The organism is Antarcticimicrobium luteum (assembly GCF_004358185.1).
Taxonomy (GTDB): domain Bacteria; phylum Pseudomonadota; class Alphaproteobacteria; order Rhodobacterales; family Rhodobacteraceae; genus Antarcticimicrobium; species Antarcticimicrobium luteum.
Map to the genome: position 1 here is coordinate 81,739 of NZ_SMUV01000059.1, position 16,316 is coordinate 98,054.

Below are 16,316 nucleotides of genomic sequence, written 5' to 3' on the forward strand. Positions count from 1 at the left end.
TCGCCCGTATATCCGGCAGCGGGACACCCCTCCCCAACGAGGGGCGCTTATCTGGAAGGATAGCATTCATGGCTATGACCAAACCGGCATCGCGGCCGGCCAACCCGCGTTTCTCCTCTGGCCCCTGCGCCAAGATCCCCCATTACAATGCTGAGATGCTTGCCGACGCCGCGCTCGGCCGCTCGCACCGTGCCGCTGTCGGCAAGGAAAAGCTGAAGGCGGCGATCGAGGGCACGCGCGAGATTCTCGGCATTCCGGCCGAGTACAAGATCGGCATCGTGCCGGCCTCGGACACCGGGGCGGTCGAAATGGTGCTGTGGTCCATGCTGGGCGCGCGCAAGGCCGAGATGCTGGCCTGGGAAAGCTTTGGCGCCGGCTGGGTCACCGATGTGGTGAAACAGCTGAAAATCGACGCCGAGGTGAAAACCGCCGAGTATGGCCAGATCGTCGATCTCTCGACCGTCGATTTCGACAACGACGTGGTCTTCACCTGGAACGGCACCACCTCGGGTGTGCGGGTGCCGAATGGCGACGCGATCCCGGCGGACCGCGCCGGCCTGACCATCTGCGACGCCACCTCGGCCGCCTTTGCACAGGACCTGCCCTGGGACAAGCTGGATGTGACAACCTTCTCCTGGCAGAAGGTGATGGGCGGCGAAGCGGCCCATGGCATGCTGATCCTCTCTCCGCGCGCGGTGGAACGGCTGGAAAGCTATACCCCTGCCTGGCCACTGCCGAAGATCTTCCGCCTGACCAAGGGCGGCAAGCTGATCGAGGGCATCTTCAAGGGCGAGACGATCAACACCCCCTCGATGCTGGCGGTCGAGGATTACCTCGTCGCGCTGGACTGGGCCCGCAAGATCGGCGGGTTGCCCGAGTTGATGAAGCGCGCCGACACCAACGCCAAGGTGCTGTGGGATTTCTGCGACCGGCACGACTGGATCGACAACCTCGCCGAGGATCCGGCGACGCGGTCGAATACCAGCGTTTGCCTGAAGTTCACCGATGACCGGATCGCCGATCCGGCGGCCTTTGCCAAGGCGGTGGCCAAAAAGCTGGACGATTACAACGCCGCCTATGACATCGGCGCATATCGCGACGCGCCGGCCGGCCTGCGGATCTGGTGCGGTGCCACCATCGAGGCGGCGGATGTCGAAAAGCTGACGCTCTGGCTCAAATGGGCCTTCGAGGAAGTACTCGAAGCGCAGGCGTAACCGGCCCGCATCTCTCCCACATATCCAGCCGCTCCGGAGCCGCTCCGGGGCGCGCCTTTCCGATACTCATATCCAAAGGACCAGACAGATGGCCCCCAAAGTACTCGTCAGCGACAAGCTTTCCGAAACCGCCGTCCAGATCTTCCGCGATCGCGGCATCGACGTGGATTTCCTGCCCGACGTGGGCAAGGACAAGGAGAAACTGGCCGAGATCATCGGTCAGTATGACGGCCTTGCCATCCGCTCGGCCACCAAAGTGACCGAAAAGATCCTGGAAAATGCCGACAACCTCAAGGTCGTCGGACGCGCGGGCATCGGCACCGACAACGTCGACAAGGAAGCCGCGAGCAAGAAGGGTGTGATCGTCATGAACACCCCCTTCGGCAACATGATCACCACCGCTGAACACGCCATCGCGATGATGTTCGCCGTCGCCCGCCAGATCCCCGAGGCCAGCGCCAGCACCCAGGCCGGCAAGTGGGAAAAGTCCAAGTTCATGGGCGTCGAGCTGACCGGCAAGACCCTGGGCGTGATCGGCGCCGGCAACATCGGCGGCATCGTCTGCGACCGCGCCCGCGGCCTGAAGATGAAGGTGATCGCCTATGATCCCTTCCTCAGCGAGGAAAAGGCCGACAAGATGGGCGTTGAAAAGATCGAGGATCTCGATGACCTGCTGAAACGCGCCGATTTCATCACCCTGCACGTGCCGCTGACCGACCAGACCCGCAACATCCTTGGCAAGGAGAACCTGGCCAAGACCAAGAAGGGCGTGCGCATCATCAACTGCGCCCGCGGCGGCCTGGTCGACGAAGAGGCGCTGGCGGAGCTGCTGAAATCCGGCCATGTCGCCGGCGCAGGCTTCGACGTGTTCTCGGTCGAGCCGGCCACCGAGAACCCGCTGTTCGGTCTGCCCAACGTGGTCTGCACCCCGCATCTGGGCGCCGCCACCACCGAGGCGCAGGAAAACGTCGCCCTGCAGGTGGCCGAGCAGATGTCCGACTATCTTCTGACCGGTGCGGTTCAGAACGCGCTCAACATGCCCTCGGTCACCGCCGAAGAGGCCAAGGTGATGGGCCCCTGGATCCACCTGGCCGGCCATCTGGGTGCCTTTATCGGCCAGATGACCGACGAGCCGATCAAGGCGATCAACATCCTTTATGACGGTGTCGCCGCCGAGATGAACCTCGAGGCGCTGAACTGCGCGACCGTGGCCGGGATCATGAAAAGCGTGAACCCCGAGGTGAACATGGTCAGCGCGCCGGTGATCGCCAAGGAGCGCGGGATCAAGATCAGCACCACCAATCAGGACAAGTCGGGCGCCTTCGAAGGCTATATCAAGCTGACGATCGCCACGGACACCCGCGAACGTTCGATCGCGGGCACAGTGTTCAGCGACGGCAAGCCGCGCTTCATCCAGATCAAGGGCATCAACATCGACGCCGAGATCGGTGCGCATATGGTCTATACCACCAACGAGGACGTGCCGGGCATCATCGGCACCCTGGGCCAGACCCTGGGCGAGAGCGGGGTTAACATCGCCAACTTCACCCTCGGCCGCAAACAGGCCGGCGGCGAGGCGATCGCGCTGCTTTACGTCGATGCGGAGCTGCCCGACGAGGTTGCCGCCAAGCTGAAAGCGACCGGGCTGTTCCGGCAGGTGCGCCCGCTGACCTTCGACGTGGCCTGAGCCGCGCCGCGCAGGACAACTCCCTATCCGGGCGCCGCATCCTTGGATGCGGCGCCCGTTTTCGTTTCCGCCCCGTCCTTGGCCGCGTCAGGCCGCGCCGCGTAGAGCCGGTTTACCCGGTCCGCGCAGGACCGCCGCCGCAAAGATCAGCGTCGAGATCAGGGTCAGCAGCGACCCGATCTTGGCCAGCGCCTCGCCCTGCCGGGTGACGGCCATGGCGATCCCCGGGATCATCAGCACCACGCCGGCAACGGCAACCGCCAGATGCAGTTTCGCCAGCCGCCCCTGTGCGGCGCCGGGCACGAGATGATAGTAAAAGGCGAAGATCGCAAACGTGACCCACCCCACGAGATTGAGATGCGCATGCGCCGGCGCCAGCGTGTGATCGTTCATGGCCGCCATTTGAATTCCCCAAGTCATGCCAATGACGATCCAGAGCAGCGCCAGCAACATGAAATAGCGTGCAATTCCGTTCATTTTCGTCCCTTCCCTGATAGTTGGCCGCTTTTCTACGGCCCTTTTGAATTCTGATATTATCGCGCGGCGATTCGGCAATGCGCTTGATGCCCTGCGCGATCGCCCCGCACGGCCGATCCGGTGTGCGATTCGGCGCATTTTGCGGCCTTGTCCGGGGGGGGGGCGGTGCGGGTCTGACGGCGCGGCGCCTGTACGGCCAGACCGCCGCGATTCGCTTGCCGCCGGGCAGGGATGCGGCCGATCGCCCCTTTTCCTCCGAGGATGCATCGGGCATGAACCTGGCGAAAGGACAACGCCGATGACCGACCCGATCTATGCCGTGGGCGACATCCACGGCCATCTCGACCAGCTCGACCGCGCGCTCGCCCTCATCGAGGCCGATGGCGGCCCGGAGGCCCGGATCGTCTTTCTCGGCGATCTGGTGGATCGCGGACCCGACAGCCGCGGTGTGATTGACCGGCTGATGCAGGGGCAGGCCGCAGGGCGGCCCTGGCAGGTGCTGCGGGGCAACCACGATGACATGTTCCGTCGCTTTCTGACCGACGGGGCGGTGCACAATGCCCAGATCAAGTCCGGCGTGACCTGGACCCATCCGCGCGTCGGCGGGCTGGCGACGCTGGGCTCCTATGGCATCGTGGCCGGCGAAGGGGTGCCCGAGCAGGCGCTTTTCGCCGAAACGCAAGGGGCGGTTCCGGCGGCGCATATGACATTCCTGGGCGGGTTGCCGCGCTGGATCGAACAGGGCGGGCTGCTTTTCGTCCATGCCGGCATTCGGCCCGGCGTGACGCTCGAGACGCAGGATCCGGAGGATCTGATCTGGATCCGCGGCCCATTTCTCGACGACCCGCGCCCGCATCCCTGGCTGGTGGTGCACGGTCACACGGCGCTGGAGTATCCCGAGCATTTTGGCAACCGCGTCGACCTGGATGGGGGTGCGGGCTATGGCCGTCCGGTCCATCCGGCGGTGTTCGAGGGGCAAGATTGCTGGCTGCTCACGGACAAGGGGCGGGCACCGCTGCGGCCCTAGGGCCAGAGGTCGGTCGAGAGGTATTTCAGCCCGCTGTCACAGATGATCACCGCGATCACGCCGCCGCGCTCCGGCCCGGCCAGCAGCTCCAGCGCGGCGGCCACATTGGCGCCGCCGGAAAATCCGCCAAAGATCCCCTCTTCGCGCGCCAGCGCACGGGCGGTGTCCCGCGCCACGTCGCCGGAGAGCGCGAGATAGCCGTCCACCGGCGCGCCGGCGAGCTGTGCCAGATCCTCCATCGCGTATCCGCCGCCCTGGATCGGATGGCCCGGCCGGCTTGCCGGGCGGTCCGCCAGCACCGCCGCCCCCTCCGGCTCCAGGAGGTATCCGCGCAGATCGGGATTGCGCGCCTTCAGCGCCCGGATGGTGCCGCCATAGGTGCCGCCCGATCCGGCGAAATCGGCGAATGCCGTCAGCGTCCCCTCCGAATCGGTCCAAAGCTCCGGTCCCGTGGTCGCCTCATGCGCGGCGGCGTTGCCCGGATGGCCGAACTGATCGGCGCGGAAGGCGCCGCGCACCTCGGTAATCCGCTGCGCCTCGTCCTCGACCCGCGCCAGATCGGTGCCGGACACCTCCCCCGGGACCGATCCCGGCGCCTGATCGACCAGCACCACCTCGGCCCCCAGCGCGGCCATCATCCGCGCGCGTTCGGGTGAATTGCCCCGGCTCATCACCGCCACGAAGGGGTAACCCTTGATCGCGCAGACGATGGCAAGCCCGGTTCCCATATTGCCGCTGGTCAGCTCCACCACCACCTGCCCCGGCGCCAGCGCGCCGGCGGCTTCGGCGGCCTCGATGATGCCCTTTGCCGCGCGGTCCTTCTTGGAGAATCCGGGGTTCAGGTATTCGAGCTTGGCGAGGATCCGCCCCTCCAGCCCGCGCGCCGCGACCATCCGGTCGAGCCAGACCGCCGGCGTGTTGCCAATCGCCCCGAGGATCGAATTGAATGCCATCGTTTGCCTCTCTGCCCGCCGTTCAGGTCCAGTCCAGCACCACCTTGCCGCTCTGGCCCGAGCGCATCGCGTCGAACCCCTTCACGAACTCTTCCGCGCCGTAACGATGGGTGACGATGCGCGAAATATCCAGCCCGTCCTCCAGCATGGCGATCATCTTGTACCAGGTCTCGAAAATCTCGCGCCCGTAGACCCCCTTGATGGTCAGCGCCTTGAACACGATGCGGCGCCAATCCACCTGCGACTTGCCCGGCGGCAGTCCCAGCATGGCGATGCGCCCGCCCATCACCATCGCCTCGACCATCTGTTCCAGCGCGGCCTGACTGCCCGACATCTCTAGGCCCACGTCGAACCCCTGTTTCATGCCCAGACCGGACATCACGTCGCGCAAATCCGCCTCTGCCGCGTTCACCGCGATGACATCGGTGACCTTTTCCGCCAGCGCCAGCCGATAGGGGTTCACATCGGTGATCACCACATGGCGGGCGCCGACATGCTGGGCCACCGCGGCGGCCATGATGCCGATCGGCCCCGCGCCGGTGATCAGCACATCCTCGCCCACCAGATCGAAGCTCAGCGCGGTATGCACCGCATTGCCCAGCGGATCGAGGATCGCGCCGATCTCGTCCGGGATCGCATCGGGCAGCGGCACCACGTTGAAGCCGGGCAGCCGCAGGTATTCGGCGAAACAGCCCTGTTCGTTGACCCCGATTCCCCGCGTCTCCGGGTCCAGATGGAACCGCCCCGCGCGCACCTGCCGCGAATGATGGCCAATCAGATGGCCCTCGCCGCTGCACCTCTGGCCGATCTCCAGATCCTCCACGTTGCGCCCGATCTCGACGATCTCGCCCGCGAACTCATGCCCGGTGATCAGCGGTACCGGCACCGTGCGCTGCGCCCAGTCGTCCCAGTTCCAGATATGCACGTCGGTGCCGCAAATGCCGGTCTTGTGCACCTTGATCAGCACATCGTCGGTGCCGATCTCGGGCACTGGCGCCTCGATCATCCACAGCCCCTCGGCGGCGTGGGATTTCTCCAGCGCTTTCATGGTCTTCGGTCTCATCGGATCACCCCGCAGGCCTTGCCCGCCACCGCGAACGCGGCCAGCGCCCGATCCAGCTCCGCGCGCGTCAGCGCGGCGTTCATCTGGGTGCGGATGCGGGCCTGTCCCTGCGGCACCACCGGATAGAAGAAGCCGGAGACATAGACGCCCTCGTCGAACAGCCGCGCTGCCATCTGCTGCGCCAGCTTTGCCTCGCCCAGCATCACCGGCACGATGGGATGCTCGCCGGGCAGCAGGTCGAAACCCAGATCGCTTAGCCCCGCGCGCCAATAGGCGGCATTGTCGTGCAGCCGCTTGCGCAGCGCCCCGCCGGATTCGATCAGCCCGATCGCCTCGATCCCGGCGGCAACCACCGCGGGCGGCAGCGAATTGGAGAACAGATAGGGCCGTGAGCGCTGCCGCAGCAGGTCGATCACCGGCTGCGGCCCGGCGGTATAGCCACCGATGGCGCCGCCCAGCGCCTTGCCCAGGGTGCCGGTCAGGATATCGACGCTGGTACCGAAGTGATCCGGTGTGCCGGCCCCGTTCGGCCCCATGAAGCCGGTGGCGTGGCAATCGTCCACCATCATCAGGGCGCCGTACTGGTCGGCCAGCGCGCGGATCTCGGGCAGCTTTGCCAGATAGCCGTCCATGCTGAACACCCCGTCGGTGGCGATCATGATATGGCGCACCCCGTCCGCCCGGGCGGCCTGCAATTGCCGTTCCAGATCCGCCATATCGGAATTTGCATAGCGATAGCGCTTCGCCTTGCACAGCCGGATGCCGTCGATGATCGAGGCGTGGTTGAGCGCGTCGGAGATCACGGCGTCCTCCGGGCCCAGCAGCGGCTCGAAGAGCCCGCCGTTGGCGTCGAAGCAGGCGGCGTAGAGGATGGCGTCGTCCATCCCGAGGAACTCGGCCAGGCGCTCCTCCAGCGCGCGGTGAATGTCCTGCGTGCCGCAGATGAACCGCACGCTGGCCATGCCGAACCCCTTGTCATCCAGCGCCTGTTTCGCCGCCGCGATCAGCGCCGGGTGGTCGGCCAGCCCGAGGTAATTGTTGGCGCAGAGGTTGATCACGTGATGCGCGCCCACATCGATCTCGCCCCCCTGGGGCGAGGTGATCAGCCGCTCGCGTTTATACAGCCCCTCGGCCTCGATCTCGGCCAGGGTTTCGGTGATCTGGGTGAGGAATCGTTCCGACATGGCGCCCTCCTTGGCTGGCCGGGAGGCTAGCATAGGGGCGCGGCGATCCAAAACGGAAAATTCGTTATAACGGAAATATGTTCGATTTTACGGAATAAATCGTCGACCCGTCAGGCGTCCTTGACGATCAGGAACACCCGCGCCGCGCCGCCTTCGGACGCGATGGCGTGGGCGGTATCGGCGGCATAGCGGGCGGTATCTCCGGCGCTCAGGGTTTCCTCCACCGCGCCGGAGGTGACCCGCACAGACCCCTCCAGCACTGTCAGCGCCTCCTGGGCGCCGCGCTGGTGCGGCTGGCTCGCCAGCCTGCCGCCGGGGGCGAGAGAGATGTCATAAACCTCGTGCTTGCCGGCCTCTTCCGGCGGCGACAGGATGCGGATGCGGCAACCCTCGCCCATGTTGTCGATCTGCGGCACCTCGGTTCGGCGCAGCACAGCGATCCGGTCGGCGGTCTCCTCCTGATCCAGCAGCCCGGCGAAATCCACTTGCAGCGCGCGGGTGAGGTTCCACAGGGTGGCGATGGTCGGGCTCGATTCACCCCGTTCGATCTGGCTGACCATCGAGCGCGACACGCCCGAAAGCCGCGCCACCGCCTCAAGCGACAGCCCCTTGTCGCGCCGCGCCTGTTTCAGGCGGGCGGGCAGGCGGGACAGGATATCGTCACGGGTTTCCGTCATGCTGGAATTTGTGACCGGAGCGGGCGCGCCTGTCAATCGTTCCCGCGCCGGCACGTGACGCCGATTCCCTGACGCGACGGTGCCCCGGGATTTCGTTACGGAACGTTGTGGTTGGCGGGCGGATTCTGCATCTGCATAATGCGCCGAACTCTGGGAATCGGGAGAAAGCACCATGAGCGACATCGTAATTCTGGATGGCGCGCGGACCGCCATCGGCACCTTTGGCGGCGCGCTGGCCGGCACCCCGCCGATCGATCTGGGCACCGTCGCCGCCAAGGCCGCGCTGGAGCGCTCCGGCGTCGAGGGGCCGCAGATCGGTCACGTGGTGTTCGGCCATGTCATCAACACCGAGCCGCGCGACATGTACCTGTCGCGGGTGGCCGCGATGCAGGCGGGCGTTCCCAGCGGAACGCCGGCGATGAACGTCAACCGCCTGTGCGGATCGGGCGCGCAGGCCATCGTTTCCGCGGTGCAGGCCCTGATGCTGGGCGATACGGAGTTTGCCTTGGCCGGCGGCGCCGAATGCATGTCGCGCAGCCCCTTCATCATGCCGCAGGCGCGTTGGGGCGCCAAGATGGGTGACGTGAAATCGCTCGACATGATGCTGGGCGCGCTGAGCTGCCCGTTCGGCACCGGCCATATGGGTGTCACCGCCGAGAACGTGGCCGAAGAGCATGACGTCAGCCGCGAAGCGCAGGACGCCTTCGCGCTGGAAAGCCAGATCCGCGCCGCCCGCGCGATCGAGGCCGGCTATTTCGAGCGCGAGATCGTGCCGGTCGAGGTCCGCGTCAAACGCGACATCGTCGAGTTCAAGGTGGACGAGCACCCCAAACAGACCACCGCAGAGGCGCTGGCCGGTCTGCGCCCGGTGTTCAAGAAGGACGGAACCGTCACCGCCGGCAACGCTTCGGGCATCAATGACGGCGGCGCGGCGGTGGTGCTGGCCACCGCCTCGGCGGCAGAGCATGCCGGGCTGAAGCCCAAGGCGCGCGTGCTGGGCTATGCCCATGCCGGGGTGCGGCCTGAGGTGATGGGCATCGGCCCGATCCCGGCAGTGCGGAACCTGTTGAAAAAGACCGGGCTTTCGGCTGGCGATTTCGACGTGATCGAGAGCAACGAGGCCTTTGCCGCCCAAGCGCTGGCGGTCAGCGACGAGCTGGGGTTCGATCCGGCCCGGGTGAACCCCAATGGCGGCGCCATCGCGCTGGGCCACCCTGTCGGCGCCACCGGCGCCCTGCTCACCGTCAAGGCGCTGTACGAGCTGGAGCGGACCGGCGGCTCCCGTGCGCTGATCACAATGTGCATCGGCGGCGGTCAGGGCATCGCGCTGGCGATCGAGCGGATCTGATCCGCTCGCGGCCCTTTGGGGCCAGAAACGGAACCGGGCGCGGCGCTGAACAGGCGCCGCGTCCTTTGCTTCGGGCGCGGACTCAGCCCAGCAGAAGCATCGCCGCCACCGCGGCCGCGGCGCCGAGGGCCAGGCCGAGCAGGCCGGCGGCGATCACCGGGGCGGGGCTGCGTTTTGGCCGTTGTGTGCCCTCATGCGTCTGGGCGATCAGCGCCGATTCCACCAGCCCGGGCAGGCGCGGGCCAAAGCGGCCCATCACCCGCGCGGTCTTGACCAGGTCGGACAGCATCGCGCGCGGCCCGATGGACTGCTTGATGTAGTCGCCGACAACGGGCTTGGCGACCTCCCATATGTTCATATGCGGATTGAGCGAGCGCGCGACCCCCTCGACCACGACCATGGTGCGCTGCAGCAGGATCAGCTCGGTCCGCGTCTCCATGCCGAAGCGTTCGGTCACCTCGAAGAGATAGGACAGCAGCCGCCCCATGGAGATATGCGAGGCGTCCATGCCGAAGATCGGCTCACCCACCGCGCGCAGCGCGCGCGCGAATTCATCCACGTCGCGGTCGGCGGGCACATAGCCAGCCTCGAAATGCACCTCGGCGACGCGTTTGTAGTCGCGCTGGATGAAGCCAAAGAGGATCTCGGCATAGACCCGGCGGGTGTATTCGTCGATATGGCCCATGATGCCGAAGTCATAGGCGATGATATCGCCATTGGCCGCGACCTTGAGATTGCCCTGATGCATGTCGGCGTGAAAAAAGCCGTCGCGCAGCGCGTGTTTCAGGAACAGTTGCAGCACCCGCTCGGCCAGTTCCGCCCGGTCGATGCCGGCGGCGTCGATGGCGTCGTTGTCACCCAGCGACACGCCGTCGGCCCAGCCCAGCGTCATCACCCGCCGCGCCGAGAGGTTCCACAGGATCGGCGGCAGACGAAAGCCCTCGTCATCGCCGGTATTGGCGGCGAATTCCGAGGCGGCGGAACTTTCCAGCCGCAAATCCAGCTCGCCGCGCACGACGCCGTCGAAATGGGTGATCACATCCATCGGCCGCAACCGCCGCGCGCCGGGCGCGAACAGCTCGACGATTCGGGCAGCGAAATAAAAGGCATCGATGTCGCGGCGGAAGGCGCGTTCGATGCCGGGGCGCAGCACCTTGACCGCGACATCCTGCCCGGTGTCGGCCAGCCGTGCCCGGTGCACCTGCGCGATCGATGCGGCCGCGATCGGTTCTGAGAATTCCGAGAACAGCTCCTCCACCGACAGACCCAGCTCGCGCTGGATCTCGGCCCTGGCCTCGTCGCGGGAAAACGGCGGCAGTTTGTCCTGCAGCACACGCAGCTGTTGCGCCAGATCGCCGCCCACCACGTCGGGCCGGGTCGAGAGCACCTGACCGAACTTGATATAGGCCGGGCCGAGCGCGGTCAGCGCCCGGGTCGCCGGCGGCATCGACGGATCGCCGCGATAGCCAAGCCACATGAAGGGTTTGCCCAGGCCATGGGCCAGCAGGCGCAGCGCACGCGGCGCCTCGAAGGCATCGAGCACCACGCCCATCGCGCCGGTCCGCTCCAGCGTGGCGCCGGTGCGGATCAGCCGCCAGATGTTATGCGGACCCCTCACAGTTTCCAGCCCGAATGCAGCGCCGCGATGCCCATCGACAGGTTGCGGTATTTCGCATTGTCGAAACCGGCGGCGCGGATCATCGCCAGAAAGGTTTCCTGATCGGGAAACTTGCGGATCGATTCGACCAGGTACTGGTAACTGTCGTGATCCCCCGCGATCAGTTTGCCCATGCGCGGGATCACGTTGAAGCTGTAGAGGTCATAAAGCTTCTGCATCCCCGGATTGGGCAGCTGGCTGAACTCCAGCACCATCAGACGGCCGCCGGGTTTCAGCACGCGGTAGGCCTCAGCCAGCGCATCGGCCGGGCGGGTCACGTTGCGGATGCCGAAGCTGATCGTATAGACATCAAAGGTGTTGTCGTCGAAGGGCAGCGCCATGGCGTCGCCCACCACCCAGTCGAGGCTGCCCTCCATCTGCGCCGCTTCGGCCCGCTTGCGCCCTTCGACCAGCATCGGTTCGGTCAGGTCCAGCACGGTGGCGTGGCCGTGACCCGCGCGCTTGAGGAACCGGAACGAAATATCGCCGGTGCCGCCGGCCACGTCCAGCAGGCTCTGCCCCGGGCGCGGCGCCAGCCAGTCCATCATCGCGTCTTTCCAGACCCGGTGGATGCCCATGCTCATGACATCGTTCATGATGTCGTATTTCGACGCCACCGAATTGAACACGCCCTGCACCCGCCCGGCCTTCTCTGCCTCGGGCACCGTCTGAAATCCGAAATGGGTGGTCTTGTCCGTCTGGTCTGCCATGGGGTCTTGCCGTTCCTTGCGATCCGCCCTTGTTATAGGGCCCTATGGGGCAGGCACAATGCGGCCCGGCGATCGAGGAGGGGCAAGATGCCCGAATTGCCCGAGGTTGAGACAGTGCGTCGCGGCCTGGCCCCGGTGATGGAGGGGCAGGTGATGGAGCGGGTCGAGGTGAACCGCCCCGATCTGCGCTGGCCGTTCCCGGACCGGATGGCCGCGCGGCTGACCGGGCGCCGCGTGCTTCAGCTGCGCCGGCGGTCGAAATACCTGCTCGCCGATCTCGATTCGGGCGAGACGCTGCTGGTGCACCTCGGCATGTCGGGGCGGATGACCGTTTCCGGCGATCCGCTGGGGCGGTTCGTGCACGACCATCCGGCGCGCGAGAAACACGATCACGTGGTCTTTCACATGGACAGCGGCGCGCGGGTGACGTTCAACGACCCGCGCCGTTTTGGCGCGATGGACCTGATGGAGACGGCGGCGGCGGATCGGCACAGGCTGCTCGCTGTTCTCGGGCCGGAGCCGCTGGGCAACGATTTCAACGAGGCCTATCTGATCGCGGCGCTGGCGGGGAAGAACACGCCGGTAAAATCGGCGCTGCTGGATCAGGGAATCGTCGCCGGACTTGGCAACATCTATGTCTGCGAGGCGCTTTTTCGCAGCGGCATCTCGCCCCTGCGCAAGGCGGGGCAGATCGCCGCGCCCCGGATCGCGGCCCTGGTGCCCGCGATTCGCGACGTGTTGCAGCGCGCCATCGCGGCGGGCGGATCCTCGCTCAGGGATTTTCGCCAAGCCGATGGAGAGCTTGGATATTTTCAGCATTCCTTCGACGTCTACGGGCGCGAGGGCGAGCCCTGCCGCACCCCCGGCTGCACCCGGTCCATCCAGCGCAAGGTGCAGTCCGGCCGCTCGACCTTCTATTGCCCGGCCTGCCAAAGATAGCTTGAACCGCTGCGCGCGCGTGGTAAGGAATCGCACCTGACCGAAACAATCGAAAGCGAATGCCCATGGCCTTCGAGACGATCAACGTCGAAGTGGACGACCACGTCGCCCTAATCAAGCTGAACCGCCCCGAGGCCCTGAACGCGCTGAACACCCAGCTTCTGGGCGAGCTGTGTGAGGCGCTGGAGGAGGCGGACGCCAACGACAAGGTGCGCTGCGTCGTCATCACCGGGTCGGAAAAGGCATTCGCCGCCGGCGCCGACATCAAGGAGATGTCGGAGAAAAGCTTTGTCGATGTGTTCACCGAGAACCTGTTCGCCAATGCGATCGACTGCATCGCCGGCATCCGCAAGCCGATCATCGCCGCGGTGGCGGGCTATGCGCTGGGCGGCGGTTGCGAGGTGGCGATGGCCTGCGATTTCATCATCGCCGCCGACACCGCCAAGTTCGGCCAGCCCGAGATCAACCTGGGTGTCATCGCCGGCATGGGCGGAACCCAGCGCCTGACCCGCGCTGTGGGCAAGTCCAAGGCGATGGACATGAACCTGACCGGGCGCTTCATGGATGCCGAAGAGGCCGAGCGCGCCGGGCTGGTCAGCCGCGTGGTCCCGGCCAAGAAGCTGCTGGAAGAGGCGATGGGCGCGGCCCAGAAGATCGCCGAGAAATCCATGCCCTCAACCCTCGCCGCGAAAGAGGCGGTGAACCGCAGCTATGAGGTGACCCTCGCCGAGGGTCTGCTGTTCGAACGCCGCGTGTTCCACTCGATGTTCGCCACCGAGGACCAGAAGGAGGGCATGGGCGCCTTTCTTGAAAAGCGACAGCCGCAGTTCCGCGACAAGTGACGGCGGCGCCATTGGCATAGCCGTCTTTGCACCGAAGGGCGTCTCGCAGCGGGGCGCCCTTCGCTCTTTCCGGCGGGGTGCACATTTTCCGGTTGGCAAATCCTGTCAATTTGGGTAGTCAGCGCCGCTATACATGCGCGTGCGGCCCGCTCAGGCCAGAATCACATCCCCGACCAGGAATTGGGGGGATGTCGGGGCTGGGTCCGGCTGTGCGCATTTCAAGACGTAAACCGAACCCGAAAGAGGTCAGACCGACATGGCAAATTCGCCCCAGGCCAAGAAGCGCGCCCGCCACAACGAAAGCCGCTTTGCCATCAACAAAGCGCGCCGGTCGCGCATCCGCACCTATCTGCGCAAAGTCGAAGAGGCCATCGCCTCCGGCGACAAGGACACCGCTCAGGCCGCCCTGCGCGCTGCTCAGCCCGAACTGATGCGCGGCGTCACCAAGGGCGTGTTCCACAAGAACACCGCTGCCCGGAAAATGTCCCGTCTGTCGTCCCGCGTCAAAGCGCTGGGCTAAGGCGAGAGCGCGACAACCTAAAATTGTTTCGTGAGAAGGCGTTGCGCATCGCAGCGCCTTTTTTCGTGTCAATTGGGCCTGTGACATATTCCGCAGGTGCGAGAGATTCTTTGTCGTGAAAGCCCGAGTCAACATCATAGTTTCGTTGCCGCTCTGCTCCGGCTCTTGCTATCCCTAGTCTTGCGATTCACTCGCTTGGGGGGACAGGCGGCTTTCGGATCGGACCGACGGGCATCGGGACGAAACCGGGGGCAAATCCGGACGGAATGGTTATGCCATTCCCTTTGGTCTGCTGTGTGCCAGCTGCTCTGCTGCACGGCCCTGTCATGACAATGAGTGCATAGCGGCGCTGAGGCGTGCTCCGTCTCATTTTACGGTTGTTTGGTTCCCGTTCTGCGCGCTGCGATGTCACCCCGTCAGGGGGGACGCCTGTCGGATGGGCGGCAGGCGCACGACGGTCCTGTGACGTGAATTCCACCGGGATAACCCGGTCAATGATAGAAACAGGCTGCAAGGCCGTGGATACGGGATGTGAGGCGCCGGATGACGCAAGAGAAATGGGGACAGCTCAGACAACGGCTTCTGAAGACGGTGGGTCAGAATAACTACAGAACCTGGATCGAACCGCTGGAATTCGCGGATCTTCAGGATGGGGTCGCGGTCTTTCATGTGCCGACCATCTTCATGGGCAACTATGTGAATCAGAATTTTTCGGATCTGATTCTGTACGAGCTGGCCTCGTCCGGAGAATCGGTGCAGCGGCTGTCTTTCCAGGTCGCCGCGAATTCACCCGCACGGCCGGTGCGCGAGCTTGCCGCCGCCTCCGTCACGACCGGCAAGAAAGCCGGCGCGACGAAAGCGCCGCAAAACCCGGTTTCGGTTGCCGCCACCGATGATTCCAACGGTCTGGCCGAGGCGCTTCAGGCGGCGCCGCTCGACCCGCGTTTCACCTTTGAGACCTTCGTCGTCGGCAAGCCCAACGAACTGGCGCACGCCGCCGCCCGCCGAGTCAGCGACGGCGGCCCGGTCACCTTCAATCCGCTGGTGCTCTATGGCGGCGTCGGCCTCGGCAAGACTCACCTGATGCACGCCATCGCCTGGGAGCTGCGCGCCAAGCACCCCGAGCTGAACGTGCTCTACCTGTCGGCGGAACAGTTCATGTACCGCTTTGTGCAGGCGCTGCGCGAGCGCAAGATGATGGATTTCAAGCATCTGTTCCGCTCGGTCGACGTGCTGATGGTGGATGACGTCCAGTTCATTGCCGGCAAGGATTCCACCCAAGAGGAGTTTTTCCACACCTTCAACGCGCTGGTGGATCAGAACAAGCAGATCATCATCTCGGCCGATCGCGCCCCGGGCGAGATCAAGGATCTGGAGGACCGGGTCCGGTCGCGCCTGCAATGCGGACTGGTGGTCGACCTTCACCCGACCGATTACGAACTGCGTCTGGGCATCCTGCAAAGCAAGCTGCAGCAATACCGCGGCGCCTATCCGGATCTGCAGATCGCCGACGGGGTGCTGGAATTCCTCGCCCATCGGATCAGCACCAATGTCCGCGTCCTCGAGGGGGCGCTGACCCGGCTGTTTGCCTTCGCCTCGCTGGTCGGGCGCGAGATCGACATGGAGCTGACCCAGGATTGTCTGGCCGACGTGCTGCGCGCCTCCGAGCGCAAGATTTCCATCGAGGAGATCCAGCGCAAGGTGTCGGATTACTACAACATCCGCCTTTCGGACATCATCGGGCCCAAGCGGCTGCGCTCCTATGCCCGGCCGCGGCAGGTGGCGATGTACCTGTGCAAGCAGCTGACCAGCCGCTCTCTGCCCGAGATCGGCCGCCGCTTTGGCGGGCGCGATCACACCACAGTGATGCATGGCGTGCGCCGCATTCAGGAGTTGAAGGTGACCGACGGGCAGATCGCCGAGGATGTGGAAATGCTGCGCCGCGCGCTCGAGGCGTGAGGCCGCCGGGCGGCGGCGGGCCAGCCCGCGGCCGCCGCGGCGCGGCCCGTCCGCGCCGG

At 65.6% G+C, this 16,316-nt stretch carries 15 protein-coding genes; 8 read left to right on the forward strand and 7 right to left on the reverse strand.

Translation table 11 applies throughout. The features are described from left to right. The first annotated feature begins 68 nt into the window (after positions 1–68). Both E1832_RS07830 and serA read left to right on the forward strand, forming a co-directional pair. A complete protein-coding gene (locus tag E1832_RS07830) occupies positions 69–1,214 on the forward strand; it encodes a phosphoserine transaminase (protein WP_133359182.1) in 1,146 nt (381 codons plus the stop codon). A gap of 88 nt (positions 1,215–1,302) precedes the next feature. Beyond that, positions 1,303–2,901, forward strand: a complete 1,599-nt coding sequence (gene serA, locus E1832_RS07835; RefSeq protein ID WP_133359183.1) for a phosphoglycerate dehydrogenase — start codon at positions 1,303–1,305, stop codon at positions 2,899–2,901. An 87-nt stretch (positions 2,902–2,988) separates the two neighbouring features. Here serA and E1832_RS07840 read toward each other — a convergent pair whose 3' ends face one another. Continuing rightward, positions 2,989–3,378, reverse strand: coding sequence for a heme-copper oxidase family protein (locus E1832_RS07840; protein ID WP_133359184.1), 390 nt, complete (start codon positions 3,376–3,378; stop codon positions 2,989–2,991). Positions 3,379–3,676: 298 nt separating this feature from the next. Between E1832_RS07840 and E1832_RS07845 the strand changes: the two genes are divergently transcribed. After that, positions 3,677–4,405, forward strand: coding sequence for a metallophosphoesterase family protein (locus E1832_RS07845; RefSeq protein WP_133359185.1), 729 nt, complete (start codon positions 3,677–3,679; stop codon positions 4,403–4,405). Here E1832_RS07845 and E1832_RS07850 read toward each other — a convergent pair. The 4 genes from E1832_RS07850 to E1832_RS07865 form a co-directional block, all read right to left on the reverse strand. Continuing rightward, a complete protein-coding gene (locus E1832_RS07850; protein ID WP_133359186.1) occupies positions 4,402–5,358 on the reverse strand; it encodes a PLP-dependent cysteine synthase family protein in 957 nt (318 codons plus the stop codon). The genes E1832_RS07845 and E1832_RS07850 overlap by 4 nt on opposite strands. A gap of 22 nt (positions 5,359–5,380) precedes the next feature. Next, a complete protein-coding gene (gene tdh / locus E1832_RS07855) occupies positions 5,381–6,421 on the reverse strand; it encodes an L-threonine 3-dehydrogenase (protein WP_133359187.1) in 1,041 nt (346 codons plus the stop codon). Then, complete coding sequence (locus tag E1832_RS07860; protein ID WP_133359188.1) at positions 6,418–7,605, reverse strand: glycine C-acetyltransferase; 1,188 nt, start codon at positions 7,603–7,605, stop codon at positions 6,418–6,420. The genes tdh and E1832_RS07860 overlap by 4 nt, the downstream gene beginning before the upstream one ends. Before the next feature lie 110 nt (positions 7,606–7,715). Then, entirely contained in the window at positions 7,716–8,282 is a 567-nt protein-coding gene (locus E1832_RS07865) for a helix-turn-helix domain-containing protein (RefSeq protein ID WP_133359189.1), read from the reverse strand. A gap of 172 nt (positions 8,283–8,454) precedes the next feature. Here E1832_RS07865 and E1832_RS07870 point away from each other — a divergent pair, with 172 nt between their 5' ends. Continuing rightward, positions 8,455–9,630 (forward strand): acetyl-CoA C-acyltransferase family protein, encoded by a 1,176-nt coding sequence (locus E1832_RS07870; RefSeq protein ID WP_133359190.1) that lies wholly within the window; start codon positions 8,455–8,457, stop codon positions 9,628–9,630. 82 nt (positions 9,631–9,712) lie between these two features. Here the strand turns inward: E1832_RS07870 and ubiB are convergent, their stop codons facing one another. Further along, the gene (ubiB, locus tag E1832_RS07875) at positions 9,713–11,248 is read right to left on the reverse strand and encodes a 2-polyprenylphenol 6-hydroxylase (protein WP_133359191.1); all 1,536 of its coding nucleotides are present in this window, start codon (positions 11,246–11,248) and stop codon (positions 9,713–9,715) included. Beyond that, complete coding sequence (gene ubiE, locus E1832_RS07880) at positions 11,245–11,997, reverse strand: bifunctional demethylmenaquinone methyltransferase/2-methoxy-6-polyprenyl-1,4-benzoquinol methylase UbiE (RefSeq protein ID WP_133359192.1); 753 nt, start codon at positions 11,995–11,997, stop codon at positions 11,245–11,247. The genes ubiB and ubiE overlap by 4 nt, the downstream gene beginning before the upstream one ends. Positions 11,998–12,084: 87 nt before the next feature. Here ubiE and mutM point away from each other — a divergent pair, with 87 nt between their 5' ends. The 4 genes from mutM to dnaA all read left to right on the forward strand — a co-directional run bounded on the left by mutM (position 12,085) and on the right by dnaA (position 16,257). Continuing rightward, positions 12,085–12,936: a bifunctional DNA-formamidopyrimidine glycosylase/DNA-(apurinic or apyrimidinic site) lyase gene (gene mutM, locus E1832_RS07885; RefSeq protein ID WP_133359193.1), complete on the forward strand. Its 852-nt coding sequence runs from the start codon at positions 12,085–12,087 to the stop codon at positions 12,934–12,936. Between the two features lie 65 nt (positions 12,937–13,001). Then, positions 13,002–13,778: an enoyl-CoA hydratase gene (locus E1832_RS07890; RefSeq protein ID WP_133359194.1), complete on the forward strand. Its 777-nt coding sequence runs from the start codon at positions 13,002–13,004 to the stop codon at positions 13,776–13,778. A 256-nt stretch (positions 13,779–14,034) separates the two neighbouring features. Next, on the forward strand, positions 14,035–14,298 hold the full coding sequence (rpsT, locus tag E1832_RS07895; protein ID WP_133359195.1) for a 30S ribosomal protein S20: 264 nt from the start codon (positions 14,035–14,037) through the stop codon (positions 14,296–14,298). A gap of 543 nt (positions 14,299–14,841) precedes the next feature. Then, the gene (gene dnaA, locus E1832_RS07900; protein ID WP_133359196.1) at positions 14,842–16,257 is read left to right on the forward strand and encodes a chromosomal replication initiator protein DnaA; all 1,416 of its coding nucleotides are present in this window, start codon (positions 14,842–14,844) and stop codon (positions 16,255–16,257) included. The last annotated feature ends 59 nt before the right edge of the window (positions 16,258–16,316 follow it).